The sequence below is a fragment of the Sulfitobacter sp. M13 genome (assembly GCF_053474885.1).
In genome coordinates this window covers 95,190-114,932 of the sequence record NZ_JBRKBN010000004.1, presented here as the reverse complement: position 1 = coordinate 114,932, position 19,743 = coordinate 95,190, and the positions used below count along the sequence as shown (strand labels likewise).

General features: G+C 54.7%; 20 protein-coding genes. 4 read left to right on the top strand and 16 right to left on the bottom strand.

Annotation, left to right across the window (positions count from 1 at the left end; genetic code table 11):
* Window positions 1–5 precede the first annotated feature (5 nt).
* From ACVBAU_RS17720 to ACVBAU_RS17700, 5 genes are all read right to left on the bottom strand, one after another.
* Window positions 6–1,313, bottom strand: coding sequence for an ATP-binding protein (locus ACVBAU_RS17720; RefSeq protein ID WP_448329460.1), 1,308 nt, complete (start codon window positions 1,311–1,313; stop codon window positions 6–8).
* Window positions 1,306–3,825: a TerB N-terminal domain-containing protein gene (locus ACVBAU_RS17715; RefSeq protein WP_448329459.1), complete on the bottom strand. Its 2,520-nt coding sequence runs from the start codon at window positions 3,823–3,825 to the stop codon at window positions 1,306–1,308. The genes ACVBAU_RS17720 and ACVBAU_RS17715 overlap by 8 nt, the downstream gene beginning before the upstream one ends.
* 164 nt (window positions 3,826–3,989) lie before the next feature.
* The gene (locus tag ACVBAU_RS17710) at window positions 3,990–5,276 is read right to left on the bottom strand and encodes an ATP-binding protein (RefSeq protein WP_448329457.1); all 1,287 of its coding nucleotides are present in this window, start codon (window positions 5,274–5,276) and stop codon (window positions 3,990–3,992) included.
* A 164-nt stretch (window positions 5,277–5,440) separates the two neighbouring features.
* Window positions 5,441–6,025, bottom strand: a complete 585-nt coding sequence (scpB, locus tag ACVBAU_RS17705; protein ID WP_448329455.1) for an SMC-Scp complex subunit ScpB — start codon at window positions 6,023–6,025, stop codon at window positions 5,441–5,443.
* A 2-nt stretch (window positions 6,026–6,027) separates the two neighbouring features.
* The gene (locus tag ACVBAU_RS17700) at window positions 6,028–6,966 is read right to left on the bottom strand and encodes a DUF1403 family protein (protein ID WP_448329453.1); all 939 of its coding nucleotides are present in this window, start codon (window positions 6,964–6,966) and stop codon (window positions 6,028–6,030) included.
* A 156-nt stretch (window positions 6,967–7,122) separates the two neighbouring features.
* Here ACVBAU_RS17700 and ACVBAU_RS17695 point away from each other — a divergent pair, with 156 nt between their 5' ends.
* Entirely contained in the window at window positions 7,123–8,238 is a 1,116-nt protein-coding gene (locus tag ACVBAU_RS17695) for a tyrosine-type recombinase/integrase (RefSeq protein ID WP_448329451.1), read from the top strand.
* Between the two features lie 16 nt (window positions 8,239–8,254).
* On the opposite strand, the gene ACVBAU_RS17690 is transcribed toward ACVBAU_RS17695, so the two are convergent.
* The 11 genes from ACVBAU_RS17690 to ACVBAU_RS17640 form a co-directional block, all read right to left on the bottom strand.
* Complete coding sequence (locus tag ACVBAU_RS17690; RefSeq protein ID WP_448329450.1) at window positions 8,255–8,557, bottom strand: HigA family addiction module antitoxin; 303 nt, start codon at window positions 8,555–8,557, stop codon at window positions 8,255–8,257.
* On the bottom strand, window positions 8,547–8,837 hold the full coding sequence (locus ACVBAU_RS17685) for a type II toxin-antitoxin system RelE/ParE family toxin (protein WP_448329448.1): 291 nt from the start codon (window positions 8,835–8,837) through the stop codon (window positions 8,547–8,549). Before ACVBAU_RS17685 ends, ACVBAU_RS17690 begins: the two co-directional genes overlap by 11 nt.
* A gap of 61 nt (window positions 8,838–8,898) precedes the next feature.
* Complete coding sequence (repC, locus tag ACVBAU_RS17680) at window positions 8,899–10,212, bottom strand: plasmid replication protein RepC (RefSeq protein ID WP_448329447.1); 1,314 nt, start codon at window positions 10,210–10,212, stop codon at window positions 8,899–8,901.
* Between the two features lie 240 nt (window positions 10,213–10,452).
* On the bottom strand, window positions 10,453–11,502 hold the full coding sequence (locus tag ACVBAU_RS17675; protein ID WP_448329445.1) for a replication protein: 1,050 nt from the start codon (window positions 11,500–11,502) through the stop codon (window positions 10,453–10,455).
* Window positions 11,499–12,854 carry a ParA family protein gene (locus tag ACVBAU_RS17670; RefSeq protein WP_448329444.1) on the bottom strand — a complete coding sequence of 452 codons (1,356 nt, stop codon included), beginning with the start codon at window positions 12,852–12,854 and terminating at the stop codon, window positions 11,499–11,501. The genes ACVBAU_RS17675 and ACVBAU_RS17670 overlap by 4 nt, the downstream gene beginning before the upstream one ends.
* 364 nt (window positions 12,855–13,218) lie before the next feature.
* Window positions 13,219–13,542, bottom strand: a complete 324-nt coding sequence (gene icmT / locus ACVBAU_RS17665) for an IcmT/TraK family protein (protein ID WP_448329442.1) — start codon at window positions 13,540–13,542, stop codon at window positions 13,219–13,221.
* A gap of 18 nt (window positions 13,543–13,560) precedes the next feature.
* Window positions 13,561–14,730, bottom strand: coding sequence for a DotG/IcmE/VirB10 family protein (locus ACVBAU_RS17660; protein WP_448329440.1), 1,170 nt, complete (start codon window positions 14,728–14,730; stop codon window positions 13,561–13,563).
* A 122-nt stretch (window positions 14,731–14,852) separates the two neighbouring features.
* Complete coding sequence (locus ACVBAU_RS17655) at window positions 14,853–16,001, bottom strand: DotH/IcmK family type IV secretion protein (protein ID WP_448329438.1); 1,149 nt, start codon at window positions 15,999–16,001, stop codon at window positions 14,853–14,855.
* A 62-nt stretch (window positions 16,002–16,063) separates the two neighbouring features.
* A complete protein-coding gene (locus ACVBAU_RS17650) occupies window positions 16,064–16,711 on the bottom strand; it encodes a type IVB secretion system apparatus protein IcmL/DotI (RefSeq protein ID WP_448329437.1) in 648 nt (215 codons plus the stop codon).
* Window positions 16,712–16,723: 12 nt separating this feature from the next.
* Complete coding sequence (locus ACVBAU_RS17645; protein ID WP_448329435.1) at window positions 16,724–17,359, bottom strand: hypothetical protein; 636 nt, start codon at window positions 17,357–17,359, stop codon at window positions 16,724–16,726.
* Window positions 17,356–17,922: a hypothetical protein gene (locus ACVBAU_RS17640; RefSeq protein WP_448329433.1), complete on the bottom strand. Its 567-nt coding sequence runs from the start codon at window positions 17,920–17,922 to the stop codon at window positions 17,356–17,358. Before ACVBAU_RS17640 ends, ACVBAU_RS17645 begins: the two co-directional genes overlap by 4 nt.
* A gap of 155 nt (window positions 17,923–18,077) precedes the next feature.
* On the opposite strand from ACVBAU_RS17640, the gene ACVBAU_RS17635 reads away from it, so the two are divergent.
* The 3 genes from ACVBAU_RS17635 to ACVBAU_RS17625 are packed head-to-tail and all read left to right on the top strand — an operon-like array spanning window position 18,078 to window position 19,740.
* Window positions 18,078–18,734: a hypothetical protein gene (locus ACVBAU_RS17635; RefSeq protein ID WP_448329431.1), complete on the top strand. Its 657-nt coding sequence runs from the start codon at window positions 18,078–18,080 to the stop codon at window positions 18,732–18,734.
* 15 nt (window positions 18,735–18,749) lie between these two features.
* Window positions 18,750–19,298: a hypothetical protein gene (locus ACVBAU_RS17630; RefSeq protein WP_448329430.1), complete on the top strand. Its 549-nt coding sequence runs from the start codon at window positions 18,750–18,752 to the stop codon at window positions 19,296–19,298.
* A 16-nt stretch (window positions 19,299–19,314) separates the two neighbouring features.
* Window positions 19,315–19,740 carry a hypothetical protein gene (locus tag ACVBAU_RS17625; protein WP_448329428.1) on the top strand — a complete coding sequence of 142 codons (426 nt, stop codon included), beginning with the start codon at window positions 19,315–19,317 and terminating at the stop codon, window positions 19,738–19,740.
* Window positions 19,741–19,743: the final 3 nt, after the last annotated feature.

Genomic DNA, 19,743 nt, shown 5'->3' with positions numbered 1-19,743 from the left:
GAGGCTCAGAGCTTGAAGCTGATCAAATCGTCGTCACCACTCGGTTGAGCGCCAGTCGTTTCCTCTACTTCGCTCATATCCTCGCCTCGGTCTTCTGAGACGTCGATCTTTTCAATCAGGTCACTCCATTCAACACCTGGATTTTGTTCCAGCACGGACAGCAAATTCACGAAAGCCGTGACCGTGTTGCGCGGGGTTCTGAAATAAGCCTCTCCAATCCGATCGGAGCAATGGTTCATAAAGGCTTCCAGCGCTGTATCAGGCAAAGCCGTTTCATCGTCCTGCATCACGCGTCTGACATTAGCCAACAGCACAAACAGATCTTCCGGCGTCAGGCTGGCCAGCCGCACAACAGGGCCCGACAAATCAACCAACCCATCGCGGGCGAAGGTGTTTTCCGCTAGCCGCGATTGCAAGGCTTCATAGCTATAAAGCCCACGGCGCGTGTTCATCAAAAACTCTGGCGTGCCTCCCATGAGAAACCCAAGATTCTCGGCACTGCCCTGAAGTACGTCGTTCAAAATGCGCAAAATCTGCTCGTAGTTCGCATTGCGCGCTTGGGACGATGTCAGCTTGAACAGGTTCACCATTTCATCAAGGCCGACAAGTAGCCCTTTGTAACCCGCCTCGCACACAAATGCCGACATCAGCTTGAGATGATCGTAAACGCTCGCATCATCGACAATCGTGCGCACGCCAAGTGCTTTGCGCGCATCTGTGCGGGTTGCGAATTCTCCCCTCAGCCAACGAAGTGCTGCCGACTTAAGTTCGTCATCCCCGTTTTCATGACCTTCCCAATAACGGCGAATGACCTCTGCAAATTCAAAACCGCCAGTGAGTTCTTCAAAATGGCCCAAGCGCTCGCGAATGATGGTGCCCGTAGGCACATCTTTTTCCTCGGCGTCTCGGTGCGCTTGGCTGACAAACCGCTCAACCACACTGGCCAAGGCTCCACCATCGGGTTTTGTGCGTGTCGACAGGTTGCGCGCCATCTCTGCGTAGAGGCCGCGCGCTTGCCCACCTGTCGCGTGAATACGCCGGTCGGGTGCAAGATCAGCGAACATCACCACCAGCCCTTTTTCCAAAGCCACCAACCGGATCAGGTTCATAAAGAAGGTTTTGCCGGATCCATATTCCCCGATAACGAAACGGATGGCTGAGCCGCCGTCCGCGATGCGTTCCATGTCCTTCACAAGTTCTTCGATCTCGCGAACGCGTCCTACCTGAATATGACGCAGGCCCAGTTTTGGCACGACCCCCGCCCGCAAAGCCTGAACAATTGCATCGCGTTCACGTGGCTTCAATTTAGACATGACGCCCCTCTCCTTCTAATTTTTGTTTTACCGCATCCGCAATCTCGGGAGACACGTCATATCCATCATACTCGTCCAGCAAGGCTTCATCATGGGTCTCAAAGGCCCACTCGTTTATAGCCTCCAATGCACCTGACGACATCAATCCATGCTTTCCACAAAGCTGCTCGAATGCGTCCTCGGTCCAGTTCTCGTGACCCACCAAATCCAACAGCAGTGCCCCATGTTTTGCATCTAGCCCTGTAAACAGCGTTGCACCCTTGGAGTCTCTGCCATTTTCTGCTTCTTCCTCGGCCTCAAATATCTGTCCAAGGACAGAAGACACCCGCGCCGTATCTGATCTGATGGCCGCAATCCGTGATGCATCCAGCACTGGCCCGGTTGCCTTTTGTAGTTCAGGAATGGCCTCTCCAGAATTGCCCGGCTGGGCCGCACGAACAGTGCGTGGCGCGTCTGCAATCTCTCCAGCGTGAAGGTCGGAATAGGCGAGTGATGGATCAAGGCCCAATGCCTTGTACACCTTTTCAATGCTGGCGACTTCTTCGGATTGGATGACACCATCGGCGTGTGCCGCACCCACCAAGGCCGCACGCATCGCCGTTTGGTCTTCCACGCCAACATCTTTGAGTTTTCGGCGCAGCAGGGTCATGTCAGGCGGCACGGCAAGGAACCATACCATATTTGCCTGAAGGCGGTGCCGCTCTTGCTCATTCAGCCCCTCAACAGATGCGATTTGAGCCTCCAACGCTTTGCGTTCAGCATCGGCGATACGCCCGTCTGCATGGGCAACAAACGAGGCAAGAGCCAACTCCATCAACGCTGTCTGATAGCTTGCCGAAACATCTTCCAGCTTTTCGATCTGCTCGCCAAGATCAAACAGAACTACGGGTTCTTCCGGTTTCGGTGAACGCAGTGCAAAGCGTGGATCAGGTGCGAGCCCAAATCCAAGACGCGCCAAAGCATCTGCCGCCCCTGTTAGCTGTCGCTTGCCAATCTTCGTGCTACGCTGTCCTTCAAGCTTTTCGATCACGTCGGCCAGCGGAATAAGTCCGCCGCTCTGCATGATCCCCCTCGCCCACTCTTTCAGCGCTTCCATTTGTGTCGACGGGAACAGGTTCCACAGATCTAGTGGCAAAAGGGCGTGCGCTTCGATGCTTCCCCTGCCCTCGGGGTTCCGACCAAGATAGCGGCTCAGCTTATCAAGGTCGTTTATGACTTCATCTGCAACTTCCTGCGCAATCTCGACCGGCTTTCGCAATCCGGAGATATCAGGAACGGGTTTGCCGTTCGCCATGGGGCTAAGCGTTCCCTCAAACTCGCTTGAGGCTGCGCGATACGTTGCTTTGAGGTGTTTGCGTGGCTTGGTAACTTTCAGCCCATCAGGAAAACGTTTGTCAAACCTGATTTTGAACAAACCATGAAATTCTTCGCGGCAGCGCGTAGCGGGCGTGCGCAAATTGCTTTCTGGATGGCAAATCAACCAACTCAATATCCAATCCGCGCTGAGGGTCTGACCATGGGCAATACGTGCCCCAATGACATACCGAAGTACAAAAGGCAGTTCCCATCCGCTATGCTCAAAAATCGGTTCCAACGCTTCAAACTCGGCTTCTTTGAGCGTTACAATATCAAGAAACTCGCCAAGGTATCTTTTGACCGAATGGTTTTCAGGATAAATGGAAATAAGCCTACGAACTTCGGCAGCGATGTCCTTTGCATCTGCATCGGATTGATCGATAAAAAGCCGCCGCTCCAGCCCGTAGAAGTACAAGAACATGTAGCCCGGATCATAGGATGGGTCAGAACGGCCACTTGCCAACCATTCAAGATAGGTCGCCCTGCTTCGCGCTGAAATATCAGAGTATCCGGGCCAGTACGACATACCCTCCCCTGCCCTGTCGTCCCCTGTCCTTGCGACAGAAAGTGACGGGTCAATGTAGGCCCTGCATTTGTCACGATAGCCGTGATGATTGAGCAAAGGCGGCGTGCCGACATAAACCATTCCACCAATATTTCGCCCAGCAACGGTCGTTGTCTCTGTTGCAGGAATCCAGCCACTTTTACGAGAATTCGTTTGCGGCTTGTGTGCTGTTGGCCGCGCGTTCTCGTACCGCTTGGCTATTGCGGATAGCGCTGGTGCCGCAGTCTGGCCAGCACGCACAATTTCAGCGTAATTCTGTTTTGGTGGTTTGGGCGGCAGTGACGGAACGGCGACTTGCTTCTCAGAACTCACCGGAGGTTTGCGGACGTTTTTTTCATCAGAAAGACGCGGCGCGGTGCTGGATGAATCGTCACGCAGCTTTTTTTCTTCAACCGTATCCAACCTGCTGAGCGCTTTGCGTGCTCTTCTGCGCTCTTGCCACCAGACCAAAAAGATCGGCACCCCAAACGCAAAAAGCATCTGTCCGCCAACAGGCCAGCCTTGCAACGCGAAGGTTACGACGACCATGCACATCAAAAAATAAAGCGCGTAGAAAAAGGTAACTCGAAATAACTTTAGAATTGATGACATTAACAAAGCCCTCTTACGAATTACATTAGGTTGAAGGATATTTGATGCAATCACTATCGCTTAAGTAGAAGCGCAAATCTCTGCGATTTTCAATAACTACGCTCTCGGTCCGCGTCACGATGAGCGCAGTCCAAGGCAGGTCCAAGGAGGCTTGATGCAAAGGCTTAAACATTGATGTCACTCCACAGAGCGCTCACGGGGAGTGCAAAATTTCTGTCACCAAAGGTGAGTTTTTCCTGACCTAAATAAAACACGATGCCGGTACATGCCCGACTACGACCGGGTCCGTCTTTTGAGAACCATTTGAGGTGTTTGAAGTCATCACCGCTGATTGATGCAGAAGCTTTGATCTCAACGCAGACAAGATGGCTGCCCCCGTCGACCAAGATGTCAATCTCCCGCTGGTCTGCACTGCGCCAGTGATAGAGCCGGTAGTCAGCGGCCTGCATTGGGATAGCTCGCTGGATCTCGTTTAAAACGAAACTCTCAAGCAGACCGCCGAGGGCTTGCGGATTGTTGTCGATGGTGAAGGTATCTTTAGTGAAACGGCGCAAGGCACAGGCTATGCCTGAATCTGCGAAGTGATATTTTGGGTTCTTGATTTCCCGCTTGCCCTCGCCCGATGTCCAGGCACCCAGCTTGGTGAGCATCGATAAGCGTATCAGGATATCCAAATATTGTTCGACTGTAACGCGTTGCAGTTTGGTCAGTTTGGCAAGTTCGGACGCATTGATTTCTTGAGCCGACCGCGCCGCCATCTGGTCTATCAGGATACGCAGGGCATCTGGCTTTCGGACCGGCGTGATATCTGCCACATCACGCTCAACCACCGCGTCGATATAGTCGCGATACTGCCGTTGACGGGATCTGACTGGCAGCGTTCTGGTTTCCGGAAAGCCGCCTTCCAGAATGAGATCAATGTAATCACTTCGGCTGATTGGTTCTGGATTGGCCACTTGTCCTAGCTTCGGGTCTTTTTGCATCGCCCAGTCCATTAGGCGGCTGAGAGGTGCTCTTTTGACTTCGGCAACGGACAAGGGCCAGAGCTTAAGTGTGCGCATCCTGCCCGCAAGCGAGTCAGCTACGTCAGTGGTCGTAAATACGTTGGAGGATCCGGTAAGTACAAATTGCCCCTTGCGCCGATTGGTATCGACCACCCTCTTAATTGCCAGAGCCAGCTTTTTAGACCGCTGAGCCTCATCAATGATAAGCGGTGCGTGGTTTAAGTCTTCCATCAGACTGGTGAGCTGCCCTTCTGGGTCCGATTCAATGGCGGCCAAGACTGCTGCGTCATCCAAAGTGATAAAACGGCCATTGCCAAACAAGTCTCTTACAAGTGTTGTCTTGCCAACCTGCCTCGGGCCAATGAGGTTAACCACACGTGCTGATGCGATTGCGTCTTCAAGCTCTGGAATGAGGTGTCTTGGCAGATAGTCTTCTGTATCACTCATGGACCGGTGTTTCCCTTTCGAGCCTTGCGGAAAGCAGACTTTGTGAGAGGTCTGGCAACTTACCACTGGTTGCTTATTAGAGAGCCCACCATTTGTCTATTAGAACCTCCACCATTTGCTCATTACGCACCTCACCATTTGCATACTATATGGGCTTTTGTGTGTCAACTTGCCAAGCCAGCATCCTCTAGCTCGTCGCGATCGGGCAAATCGCGGAGGCTTGCCATCCCGAAGACCAGCAAGAACTGCGACGTCGTCACATAGGTATAGGGCGCCCCCGCCCTTGGGCTGCGCGGTCCGGTGGTGATCAACCTTTGCGCGCTCAGCCGCCCGATTAAATCGCGGCTGATGTCCTTGCCGAAGATGTCCTTCAACCCGTCGCGCGTCAGCGGCTGGTGATAGGCGATGGCGGCCAGCACTGCGACCTCAAATTCGTTCAAGTCTACCAGCTGTTCATTCACATCCGCCGCCGTCCGGATCGCGTCGGCAAATCGCACCCGCGTCCGCATCAGCCAGCCATCAGCAACGGCAACCAACTCATAAGGACGACCAGCCAGTTCCGCTTGGATATCCTCGATCAATATATCAACCGAAGCCCCCTGCCCGACAACACGCGCCAGATCCGCGCGTGGCACCGGTGCCGCACTGGCAAAAATCACCGCCTCGATGCGCCCCATCCATTCGCGCCAGCGCAACTCTGGCGGCAAGTCTTCCAATTCAATGTCGAGTGGAGGCTTTTCCTTTACCATGTTCACACCCCGTACAACCGGAACGTCGCGCGCCCAGTGAGTTCACGCACAACGCCCAACCCCACCAGCCGATCACACAACCGCCGCGCCGCGCGGTCGGTCATCGGGAACGACGTGCCTTGTATCACCGGGCTTAACATCCCCGATGGCGACACCGCGTCATGGCTCAGAAACAAGGACAGTGCTTCGTCCGATCCTTTCGCCCGCAGTTTCGGCGCTATCATCCGCAACCTGGCGGCGCGGCGATCCAAATCCGCCGCTTTACGGATCACCCCATCGCAAGCCGCAAGAATGGCGCGATGAACACGAGGCAACACATCGTCCTCCCCATCCGCAATCGCACGGATATCCCTACGGGCCATATGGGTCGCTAACAGCGGCACAGGCCGATCCCACCCAAGCGCGCGGGCCAGCGTAAGATCCGCCACCATCAATGCCGCCGCTTCCTCGCGTGGAAACTGTCGCAGCGTGTTCGACAGAATCTGGCTAGCCCGTGCAACCGGTGTTCCTGCAGCTGCGCCAAAATCCGGCAACGCTTCTGCAACTGCTGCAGGCAACACCTTCCTAACACGGTCTTTCCACCCACCGGCGGCCAAATTCACCTGCGCCAACCTGCGCCACGCCACAAACATGTCCCCCGCAGGTCCCAAGGCATCCCCTGCCCGTGCCAGACACACCGCATCGCGGATATCCGACGCTGTTGCATTGCGCCCTTCCAACTTTAAACAAGCAACTGCCGCATCTAGCGCCAATCGATCCCGCAATAACGCACCGGGAAATGTGGTTCCCGGATCGCGCAACACCACATCTAGGGTGGCCAGTGCCGCGCCCGATAAAAACGCAACAGTTTCAGGGGTTTCGTCCGGCCGGAGAGTGATCCAGCGGGGTAGAAGCTGTATGGTCTTGGTATCGCTCAGAATGAGTTTAGCGGCTGTGTTCATCCCGAAAGCCTAAACCCATGCGGCGCTTAACTCCAGTGAATAGCGATATAACCGCCGCAGCATGCACATCGTTTCTATGTCCAATAATGTTGCCTTATCGGACGTAGAAATGTATACTGCGGAATAGTCTCATTTACTCGGTGGATTTTCAGGAAAATGGCCTCAGAGGACGAGAAACACACTTCATCAAACTCTGGTGTATTTAATAATGCTCAGGACGACGAGATAGATCAAGAGAAAAGCGATGGCATCGCCCTGCCCGCACATGTCGCAGGTTCAGGCGCGCTTGATCGCCTTGTTTATACCGCGCGGGATTACGCCCGCCAAGCGACGTCCGAGAACACCAACAAGGCCTATAAGAAGGACTGGGCACATTTCTCCAGCTGGTGCCGCAGACGTGGTGCCGACCCCCTGCCCCCGTCTCCGGAACTGGTCGGCCTCTACATTGCCAACTGCGCGACACCGGATACCAAGACCCCATCGCAGTCGGCGTCCCGACCCCTGTCCGTGAGTACGATCGAGCGCCGCCTCTCTGGCCTTGCATGGCAGTACCAGCAGCGCGGGTTTACGCTGGATCGCAAGAATCGCCATATTGCAACCGTACTAGCCGGGATCAAACGCAAACATGCCCGCCCGCCGGTGCAGAAAGAAGCCATCCTACGCGATGACATTCTGGCTATGGTCGCCACCCTGCCCTACGACCTGCGTGGGCTGCGGGATCGGGCAATCCTGCTACTGGGATATGCGGGCGGTCTCAGGCGGTCCGAGATTGTCAGCCTCGATCACGGCAAGGACGACACACCGGACGCGGGCGGATGGGTTGATATTCTTGACCAGGGCGCGCTTCTGACGCTCAACGCCAAGACCGGCTGGCGCGAGGTCGAGATTGGCCGCGGTTCCACCGTTCAAACCTGCCCTGTGCATGCAATTGAGCAATGGCTGCATTTCGCCAAGATCGATTTTGGACCTTTGTTCGTCCGCACGTCCCGTGATGGCACGAAGGCTCTGGAGGCGCGGCTCAGTGACAAACACGTCGCACGTCTGATCAAGCAGACTGTTCTCGACGCTGGCATCCGCAGTGACTTGCCTGAAAAAGAACGCTTGCAACTGTTCTCTGGTCACAGCCTGCGGGCTGGTCTCGCGTCTAGTGCCGAGGTTGACGAACGCTACGTTCAGAAACACCTTGGCCATGCCTCAGCAGAAATGACCCGCAAATACCAACGTCGTCGCGACCGGTTCCGGGTCAATTTGACTAAGGCGGCGGGACTGTAGGACCTCCCCTGCCCTATCAGGCGACGTTCTGCAGCTTTTGGACCTTGATGTTGTCCTCATGCTGCCGCGCCTGCGCCAGCTCAAAGCTTGTCTGCATGCGCAAAAGCGTGTCGGCTCTGACGCCAAAGGCTTTCTCGAAGCGGATCGCCATCTCCGCCGATAATCCAGCATTGCCATTGAGCAAAGTGCTGAGGGCCTGACGCGATACGCCAAAATGATCGGCCAGATCCTTTACGCTGATGGACGCAGGCTCGACGATCTCCGTCTTGAGCCAATCGCCAACATGAACCGTCAAAGACGGATGCATCTTAAGAGCCATGATAGTCCTCCAGTTCCATATCTATCAGCGCGCCATCTTCATTTATCTGAAACGTCAGCCGCCAGTTTTTCGTCACGGTCATCGACCAAGTGCCTTTTCGATCTCCAGTCAGCTGATGAAGGCCGTAATTGGGCGGCGCCGCTAACTCTTCCAAATCCGCTGCGGCATCGATGAACGCCAGCATTTTGCGGAGCCTGCCCGTGTCGCCCACCAGACCTTTTGGGTTTCCTATTTCGAAGAACCGGCGAAGCCCTTTGTGGCCAATACTCTCAATTTTCATATCCGTACCTACAGAAGAATTGGTAATATGTCAAGCGTCACTTGACGCACGACGCGTATCGCTAGAGTGCCCGCTCGCTCAATCTACCATAGAAGCTCCGATCGAGATGCAATTCGCCCGTCTGCGCCTTCTGGACCATGCCCCTGAGATAGCCGCCTGGCGAGGAAACCTCTCCAGCGGAGTGCTTGTCGTAAATCAATGCGACCGCCGCGGCAGCAACTTCCGGTCCAAGGGCCTTTTGAGCCACATTCCAGGCGTGTTCGGAAATCCCAACCATCGGTCTGATCCTCGCAGCGGCTCTGTGAACCCCGTTCCAATCACGAATATATCCTTCCAGACCACGGGCCATCTCACCAAACTCCGGGCAGGTGGCCATTAGCATTGGCACGTCAATGTCAGACCGTCGCTTTCTGGTCTGGGTATTCCACTCGCCCTCCAGATCCACTTCTTCAGGTCTTTCAACCTGCCCCTTGGGTGGGTTTTCTGGCAAAACGCTCGCCGCGTGCTTTGTTTCAAAGCGATTACTAATTACAGGATTAGGTTGGTTTGTAGTTAGTATGTGGGTACCGTTTTCAGCACCCGTGGGTTTAGTATTTGAATAAAGAGAGATCACTCTAGGATCTAATCCTACTGCCTTATCAACAGAAGAGTCTGCGTCGGATTGATCTGGCCAGTCGAAAGCTTCCTCAAAGGTCTCTTCTACGCGCTGCTGAAGGGCTTTGAACCAGTCGACCAAGTCAAGTAGCTTCTCAGGGCCTGTCGTGCGCTTAGGAAGCTGCTCAAGCAATGTGCCGAACTCATCCTGTAGGTCACGCCACGGGCCTCTCAAGCCGCTCTCTAGCGCCTTCTCGATCTTTGCACGGATCACACGCCGTGTGATGGTAATTGAATTGCGCAAGGACTTGCAGAATTGCCGTTGTTTCTGGAGCTGGGCATGTAGTGCCTCAAACTCTTCTGCACGTGCCGCCAGAGGTGCCAGATCGAAGCCATAGGCCTCAACGATGTATCCATCCTGATCACGGGCACCATATCGCTTCCCGTTGGGGCTGTCTTTGATCCAGATGATACCGGCTTCACACAAGCGACGGACGTGTACACGCAGCGTCGTCAAGGAAAAGCCTGTCTGTTCCATCAGAAAGTTGTTGGACGGCCAGACAATGGGCCGCCTACCCTGCTCCCAGTCCTTTGGCTGCGTAACAGCGCCAAACGTATCCAGAAGCAACAGATCTTGGGACTTGAGTCCGATCGCAGCCGCAACCTTCTTAGCTGCAACGATTGCCTGTGTCTTGGGTATAGATAACTGTTCACCAGCTTGTGCGTGCTTTTCAGCGACCACAAGGCCCGGTGTCGGCTTGCGCCAACCTGTATGTGTCATGAGTGTTTCAAACCTCCATAAGTTGAATGAAGGCAAAAGAATCCCGTTCACCAAATCGGTGTTGTTTCGTTGACTTCGATTCGCGGGAGAGTTATCTAAGTCTTGCAACAGAAATTAGATCAGCTCTCAGGCCGCGAGGTTTGGGGGCTTTTCTTTTGCCGTTAGATCACGTGACGTCCCTCTCTGCTCTTTGCCTCAATTGGGGTCGAGCGCCCTTCCCTGTCGTTGCAGGTGAGCGCTTCATTTCTTCGACCCATGTTCATGTAGATAAGCTGCGATCATGTCGCCTAAGCCCTCTAGGCTCTGCTTATCCAAATCTATTCCCGCAGCGCTGACCGATAGCTTTCCACCTTGTGATGAAACAGAAAGCTTCTCTCGCCCGAATTTGCGTATGATTGTTAACTTCTTCGTTTTGGCCGTACCTTTAGCCGCCTTAACCGGACCCTTTACCAGATCAGCAACAACTTTCTCGAGCTCTCGATGGCTAAGCGCATAGACATTCTTGCACGCGTGCAAGATCTCATCGCGTGCCTTCAACACGGCCTTCCCCCTCGAAACGTGGCTTTCGTGCACACCGATGATGTTCGCAAAACTAACAGCAGTTACCTTCTTGTCAGGGTTGGAAGTTTCATAGCGATCAAACATCTGGCCAACTGATAGAAGACGCTCGAAAGCACCGAGGTTTTCGCGCTCTTCATTTTCTCTGAAGCGCATGAACAGCATCTCAAACTGATCGTCTGAAACCCCTCTCTTCTCCGGCGACGCCAAAATGGCCCTGACAGGTCGACCGAGCTTCTGAGCAATGGCATGCCGTCTACGACCGGTAATTAGAAAAAATGGAACGCCAGCACAGTTCTCTAGATCTAGCGGATCGGGCTGCCAGCTCGGATCAACCGGCCAGACCTGAATCGGTGTGTCTTGGCCATTTTGTTCAATGCTTTCGAGTAGGGAGTTGAAAGCATCCTGATCAATCCAATCATCTCGTCTATCCGTTCCAATCTCATCTTTGATTTGGGTAGGATCAAGTTCCAGCTCATGCTTTCCTTGTAGAATATGTCCTACGATCTCCGCACGCTTCTCATTCAGAAGGACTTGAGCGTCACTAAGGGCTCCCGCTTTCCAAGCGCTGCCTGAGCCGCCCATCCTAGGTTTCAGACCTGTGGAGGGCTCAGGTGCAGCGGCCCTTGCATCCTGAACGGGCTCACTTACTACGTCTTTGGGTTTGGGTGGAGCGTCAGCGGTCTCAGCTGATTTCTTGCGTAAAACAGAGCTACTGATCGAACGCTTCATTCTGCATCCTCCCCAAAGTCATAGAAATCTTCCATCCAGGCGTCTGCATAACCTCTTTCCAATCCGGGCCACAGACGTGAGACAATCGCATCGTTCACAGCATCAGCGTTGTCGATAAAACGATTGATGCCTTTCTTCTTGCCAGGCGTATCTGGCTCGTACTCATAAACTGACTGGTAGACGTCAGAGGCGTTAGAGATCGCATCTGAACGCAAATAGAATACGGGAAGCACTTCGTCCGGACAGTTTTCCAGCAGGTTGCTTACCTGCTTTAAATCCTGCTCATTTGTTCGTTGGACTATGGTTGGCAGCAACATATTTGCACCTGCGCCGATATCCAGCCGCTCATTCGCAAAAATGTGACGCAACATAGTCAGCAGTCCCGTGACAAATGTTGAAAGAGTTGCGATGTCGAACCCCTTCATCGTCTGAGGAATGATGAGTGAAGAAGAAGCTATGACGTTGTTGAGCTGGAAAAGAGTAAGAGCAGGCTGATAGTCAATGATGATGCAATCAAACGTCTCGACCAGAGCTGCATCGAGCTTTGATTTATCTACTTTCCCATCACTCAATAGCTCGCTGGGTTTAGTGACCGGGACGTGCCCATCACGCCATCGATCAATTGCGTCCTTCAGAAAACGATAGAACCGTTTACCCGGGATATCTGCCCGCAGAATTCTTGCGATCTGGATTTCGCCCTCAGACGTTTCACCGTGAGCAGGCAACAACCGTATGCCAGGCCACGAAGTCTTCTTGAAGAAAGTATCCAACGTCGGTGCATCGTAGTCAGTGAAGGGAAGGTCTTCGGTTGTTTGAAACAGACCCGCAAAATCCACCATAGTAGGCGTGTTCTCATCCGGCATGGTCGGCATCTCTTCGCCACCAACAAAATACAGTGTGATTGTACTTTGGGGGTCTGCATCCATGATACCCACGCGCATGCCGTAGTGCAGGCTGAGATATTGTGCGAAGTGCGCAGCTGATAGTGACTTCGCGGTGCCACCTTTTTGGCTGGCAAAAGAGATAACCGGCAGAGGATCTTCGGGCTTGCGCCATGCGAGATACTCGTATGGACGTTTTCCCGTACCTGCCAATAGCGCGCGGATGTGCATCAGCTCCTTAAGAGTGAAGACGCGCTCTCTACCTACGTACTGCCCTGCCGGAAAGTCATCATGATCTTTCGCCAGTTTTGTGAGGTGCTGATGACTAACATTGAGAAACCGCGCGCACTGGCGCATTGACCAAGAACGCTTAATGCGATCTCGCATCGTGAGCTCTTTGTTGACAGACACCATGGTCTTATCGAGCCCTCTGGAGAGCTCTTGCAAAAACTGTTCTAGATTACCGCTCATGTCGCATTCCGCTTTTCCGATTCTCTTGTGGATTCGGTTCACACATGAACTAGCACGTTTTTTGATGTTTTGTATAGATACCGTACGCACATCAGACTTTCGCGCACGTTTCGGGCTAGTATACGGCGCCACCGCCCATCTTGCACGCGTGCAAGATGGGCGGTGGCGCTGATATGATATCGCCTCCAGAAGGACACCAAGCACTATTCCACGCCCTTCAAATCAGACGGCAATGACACCTGCCGAAACGGTCCGGCAAACGATAGAACTGGAGCACGCCAAATCGGCGCTATCGAACTCTTGCACGCGTGCAAGAATCTCAAATTTGCGATAGCGCTATTGGGGTATTCCTTTAGAAACATATCTAACTCACATCTCTTCTAAGCGCATCAGATCCATAATCTATCATTGGCCGAAGCCGCGTATACGCCACAGCTGAGCGGAACGGTCCTACGAGTTTCGATCTAAATAAACGCAAGACGTTCTCAAGCGAGTAGTTGAAGTGGTTCGCACTCGTGAACCCCGCGATGGCAAACACCAGCGCCGCAAACGTCCACCACCGAATGTGGAAGACGAACAAGATGATGAAGAAGATCAGCCGCGCATCGAAAAACATCAAATGCGGCCGCGCCATCGCATAGCGCCAATGCACCGTTGAGCGATAGATGTTGTATCTGTCTTCAGCCATTGCCTCGCTCCATCACCCTCATCTGTCCGGCCACACAACATTGCTGGTGAACAGGACGCCAATGATCTGACGCGATCTCAGAGTGATCAGCGGACCGTTGGGTGCACTCCGCACAAACTCTCCGGCCAGATCGTTACCAACTTCTGCCAATCCCTTGTACAGCCCCTGTTCGATAGTGGCCGCCGGGCGTGTGACACCTGTGACACCGCCGAGATCGATGAGCGATGTCCCTGGGTCCGACAGGGCGTCACCCACACCTGATACAAAAGCCGCAGCGACGCGCGGCGCATATCGTGCGAACAAACGACGGTCCAGATCCGTTCGCACGGCGAGTGACTTCTGACGGGCATCAACCGCATAGGCAGATATCGGGATCTCGGTTCCGTCCTCAAGCACCGCAGACTCAAACTGGACCATAAGATGGGTGTTGTTCTGATTTGGTTCGAAACCACCAATCAAACGCGCGCCTGTCAGCGGACCTTTCCGAATTTGTGCAACCACCGGTCCCGGTGTGTCGCTGTCATTGGTAATGATGGTCGTGGCGAGTACAACATCGCCCGCACGGATAAGAGGCTCTGAGAGGGCAGGGGTGCTGGATTGTCGAATAGTACCCTCGCTCGTTTGACCCGCCACATCGACGTCTTCCACGGGCACAAGGTCTTCTTCAACTACGACGGTCACGGCTGAGGGCTGGGCAGTCCATGCGCCAAGCAGTCCTTGCTGCTGCGTCGCCATCAATTGGGCGAGCTGGTTGATACGGGCGTAGTCGGGTGCTTGAGGCTGGTTTGGGATCGGCTGGGCCTGCTGTCGCACGGGCTGTTGGCGGTCAATGACCACGGTCCTGGGCTGCTGAGTTTCAACAGGCGCGTTTGCCGGGGGCAGGGGGCGGTTCGGGTTCGGTGTAATAGCAGGTGGTTTCTCATCAATCTGCCGCAGGGGTTCATCGGGTGTCGCAATAAATGAGGTATCAGTGTCTTGCGCGGTTTGCGCACCGTCCTCGTTTTGTTGCCGCAGATTATCCTGATAGCGCTCTGACGTGCGCAGCTGATCTCCAGCTGGCGTATCATCCACGTTCGGCGTGCCCGCAACGCGGCTTGGGCCAATGAGGTCTGGGTTCTTCCAAACCTCGAAGCCAACAGCTCCTCCAACAACCAACACGGTGAGTAAGGCAATGTTTCTGAACGACAAAAGCCCACTCTTGCGTCTACGCGTGACGCGTCTTGCATCGGCTCGATCAGCGGTTCCAGCTCGGTTCACCGCAGCGCTAGTCTCTGCTTCATCTTTGTTTTCATTCGGCTTTTTTGAATCAGTCATTGGGAAATCCTCACTTTCGAAACGCGCCCATTCGACGAGATCAGCGCCACAGATGTGGGTCTGATCCGATAGGCTTTGACTTGACCCGGGCCGGTTAAAATGCGGGACGCAGGCGGCGAGATGATCGCATCTGCCGATTGCAGATAGATTGCGCCGTCATAGCTCCATGCCTTAACGGCTCCATTGTCAGTGGACAGGCGCACGGCATTGCCCGGAATATCCGCGCCCGTCGCAAACGCCATCATCACATCGTCGGAGGCCCGCGCGACCGGTTCGCTCTGACGGGTCTGGAGAGGCCTTGAAGCCGCATTTGGCCCCAACCCATGCACCGTGAAGTCGCGGCGATAGTGTGTGTTGAGTGAGTTCGTGCGCACTTCAAAGACCAGCGGCCGGCTCTCACCCACGAGGGACACCACGATGTTGGAAAACCCGTGCGGGACCAGCGGCGTGACCGCCAATTGGTTAGAGCCTTCCTGCATTGCATAGACCTGAAAGCTATTCGGTTTGCCGATCACATAAGACGCGACGGGCCATGCAGCACCTGTCTGGTCGTAGAACGCCATGACGCTCACTGTGTCCGGACCAGTCAACAGGACCTCTGGCTCCTGTGCAGAATCGAGGGTGAGCCGCTTTGTGTCCGAAATAGCATGCGGGAACTGACCTGACGGAGGTGTTGCAGCCGCCTTCTGGCTCTCATCAACGCGGCGGCGATAGTCCTGGATCATTTCGGGCGTCATCGGGAACTGGCTTTGAAGCGCCACACCATAGGCCGTGATCTCTTCGGGCGTCAGGGGACGATCGAGATCATCCAAGCTTTGCAGCAGCTCTGTGGCACCCACGATTGGGAAATCACCCGGTCGCGTCGTTTGCTGTTGTTGGTTTGATTGGAGACGCTGATTGATCTCGTTCTGTGTGAGCGGCTCTGCGCCAGTGGGCGATGTCTGCTGACCGGGAGCTTGTTCTACACCATTCTCAATGGTGACAACAGTCGTCCCATTGTCGGCACCCGGCAATGTCGCTGCCGGGCGGCTTGTGATCTGGGGTAGGGGGGTCTGAACTTCAGTTCCAGGCGGCACGGTCTCATTGCCATCGGCATCTCTGAGCACCTGTTGTGCTTGGATCGGTGTCGTCATCGAGCCAAGCAAAAGGGCGCCTCCAAGGCTCGTCGATTGGCAAAGCCGCTTCAAAGATTTATATGTAGGTCGCATCAGGCACCTCCGGGAGCGGCGATAAAGCGGGAGATTGCCATCGCATAAGGGGATTCATAGGTTTGCAGCCGTTCGATATTGACGGTGATCATGAAGTTCTGACCTGTCACCTCGGAAGCTGATTGGTAGGTCACGCGCAGTGGAATCTGCACGATCCATTCGTAGACCCCGCGATCATTGATGCCCTCACGAACGATAACTGCATTATTGGCGACAGCCGTCGTGTTGAGACGGCGGGTCTGCACCAGATCGAGCATCTGACTTTTCTGCACGGCATCTACGAACTGGTTCCAGCCGGTCGGCTTGGTGAAATACTGCATCGCGTTGTTAAAGTCGGCACGGTAGTTCGCAAAGTCATAGGTCAGAGAGGAGGTCACTGCTTTGACCGCGAAGTTACTCACCTCAGCGGCTGATTGATGCGGCTTGTCGAGAGGCACAAGCGGTAAAAGCTGGCCATCTGTCGTGGTCGCAAAGTAGCGCGGCTCGGGACGGTTGACGGCGAGATAGGCGGTGGATGCCGCCAGCACGGTTGTAGAGAGACCAAGACCGAGCGCGATCTTGGCCATAACCTTGTAGGATATCTCAAAGGTGCGTGCCGACCGCAGGATGGATTCAGCAGCGCCAAGATGTTCATTATCTGGCAGCATCAGCGCATCCCATCACTGGCTTGCGGCTTTGGCGACACTCAGAATATTGGTGGGAAGCTCTGAGAAGGCGAACTGCGCCCCTTGATCGGTTTCATAGAGAAAGAACGGGACACCCGGCATCTTGTTGGCGCGCATCCAATTGATGTTATCCACGATCCCTTGGACGACTGCCTTGTCGGCCTGGTTGGCATCCATCTGTGCCACGGCGGCCGTCCCGCGTGTCTGCGAGGTCATATGCGCCATGAACGTCTGCGGGATATCTTGAGAATGCAGGATCGACAGGGAGCTGTTGAAGCCTTGAACGCCAGTGATTGGCGCGGGAATGATCCGCAAGTCGATTGATCCAGATGTAATTGGCCCCAGCATTTGATCGATTGTCCACTGACAGTGCGGACATTCTGGATCGGCTAACATGTAGACGACAGGAGCACCGGGGTTCGGTGTTCCAGCGGAAAACCAGATCCGTTCTTCTCCTGCCTGTTTGAAGATGGTGTCGATCCCCTCCTGAACTTGGGCTGAGGGTTGCTCGACCGCCGTAATCGGCGCTGAGGCGATTGTCTCCGTTGGTGTGTCCGCGGTCGTAGTATTAGAGAGCGGAGCGGCCTGGGCTGGCGCTTCTGCCTGCATGTTTGATTGCAATTGAGTCAAGGCAGGTGATTTAGCCTCTGAGGGTGCAGCTGCCGTGGTTTGCAAATTTGGTGGGGGCTTAATCGCATCTTGGGTCGTTGTTCTGGTGTCGTAGCGTTCGCTTGCGACGTAACTGCCGTGTTCGACGTGTGGGCCAATGATGCAGTGGCAATCGGCAGCTTCCCATTTGGATCTGGCACGGTTGCCAGCAACGCTGCCGTGATGTCTTCGCCTTGCGGCCCAATGATGCGCCCAACAATTGTCAGGCCATCTTCCGTTGTCAGTGCCGTCGCAGGATTTCCATTCTCATCTTTAATCGCCCAAGCCTGCATCTCACCAATTTTCATGAGCGGGCGAACGTCGGGATCTGCTGTGGTGATCATTGTTTCGATGAATGGAGACGTACCCGTGCATCCGGCAAATCCCTCCTTCCAACTATAGTCCTGCGCGTGGCTGATCGATGCGGTTCCCATCAGCATGATCAACGTTAAAGCGGTCTTCGCTCGGCTTCTAGCGCCAGTGCGGATTACTTTTGCCGGGCCACAGGATGGGTGATTTGTTCTCTTTTCTACATTGATCATCATGGAAGTCCTTGTTTCCGAGGGAGGTTTATCAAAGTGCTTTACTGTAATGTCTATATCGTTATATATAACGATATAGTTTTTATAGCCATAGCGTAATTGCGAGACACCCCGAGCTAACAGTTCTTGCCCAAACGCCTCATCCGGAAGGATCGTAAATGTCAGAGTCGGACAGAGCATTGAATGTGATGCCGATTTCGCATGCGGACAGTTTCGCCGAACGTTTCCAATCCCCGCGCGACACGCAAAACAGAAGCACGATATTCCTGGTACGACCCGAGAGGCCACTCACCGAGTTCATCAACAGCTTCTTCAAACTTTCTCTCGTTATTGCCATCTTGGCCCTGGTTGGGATTGGCAGTGTGTTTGCCGTCAATGAGATGGAAACTCAGCGCGAGATCGCCCCGCTAGTTGTCGCGTCGGTCGCACCAGAGCAGCCTGTGGAACTCGACGCGTTGCAGACCGAGGTTGCGCTGCTCACAGAACTGGGCGTTGAGATGCGCGCTGAACTGGCGCTGCTGACGGGGCAGGGGGGTGTTCTGCCTAAGCTGGTCATCAGATGGCAGGACCAACGCCGCGTGAATGCAGCACATGCCAACGCGATCCAGCAACTTTATTCCACCACGAGCCTTATCGGAACTGCGATGCCACCTGCCGCCGCCGCCGACGCCGCCGCTTCAGACGAGAGCACCGGACGCCCCGTTCAAGTCACGTCTGTCGTGGCATCGCAGGACGACACCCCAAAACGCGTTGTGCTGATCTCCGAAGCCGAAACCGATGTCCAGCCGAACACTGAGGGTGGGGCAGGTGAATGATGAAGGCAATTTTCTATGGACGAGCTGACCGCCTTTTTCATGCGGGTGACAGACATCCTGCCACCGGCGCAGGCGTTCGTGGCAGCGCTCTGTTTCGTACTGGGCATTATCCTCGTCATGATCGGCAGCCGTATGATGCTGGTCACGGCGGAAGAACGGTCCCACGCCCATCACAGACGCCACGGTTACTATCAGGCGCTGACGTACATCGTGTTCGGTCTGTTAATCATCTCCCTCGACCTGACACTCTCTGCCTGGATCGCATCGCTTTACGGAGCGAGCAACACCACGGCAAGTGCCGCCAGCGAGATCATGGCCTACGCGCCAGAAATGCTATCGCCCGTATCAGGCGCGCCCGGCGAAGCCATCTTGATCGCGCTTGTGCGAGTCGCGCAGTTCATCGGACTGCTGGCGGTCGTACGCGGACTTTTTCTTTGCGTCAAATCAGCGGACATGCCCGCCCAAGGCCTGATGGGCAAAGGCTTCATCCACATGATCGCCGGGATCATGGCGGTCGACCTGCCACGCACCGTCGGTCTCTTCGAAAACCTCTTCTTCGGCTGAAATAAGGAACCTCTTCATGCCTACAAAACAGTCCCAATCTCAAAAACTGTCACCACGCCCCAAATCGTGGCGAACAGTAATCACGCAGTCCGTTCTATCTCTGATCTTCGGAACGCTCGCGGCAACGCAGGCATTCGCCCAGACTTTCGGCGACATCTTCACCGAGATGCGCTCCAGCCAGCTCGGACCGGCTGCCGACATCCTCGGCACCATCTCTTTCGTGCTCGGCGTGGTCTTCGCGATCATGGCCGTGATGGCGATGATCAAGCGCTCGCGCAACACCAACGACTCCTCGGTCGAAACCGGCCGCATTCTCATGCTTAGCGTTGCCGCCGCCTGCATGGTGGCGATCCCGACCTTCCTGAATGTCGGCGTCGCCTCGATCTTCGGCACCGGTGCGAACCAATCGTCGGTAGACGCCCCTCTGCGGTCGTTGAACTAAGGG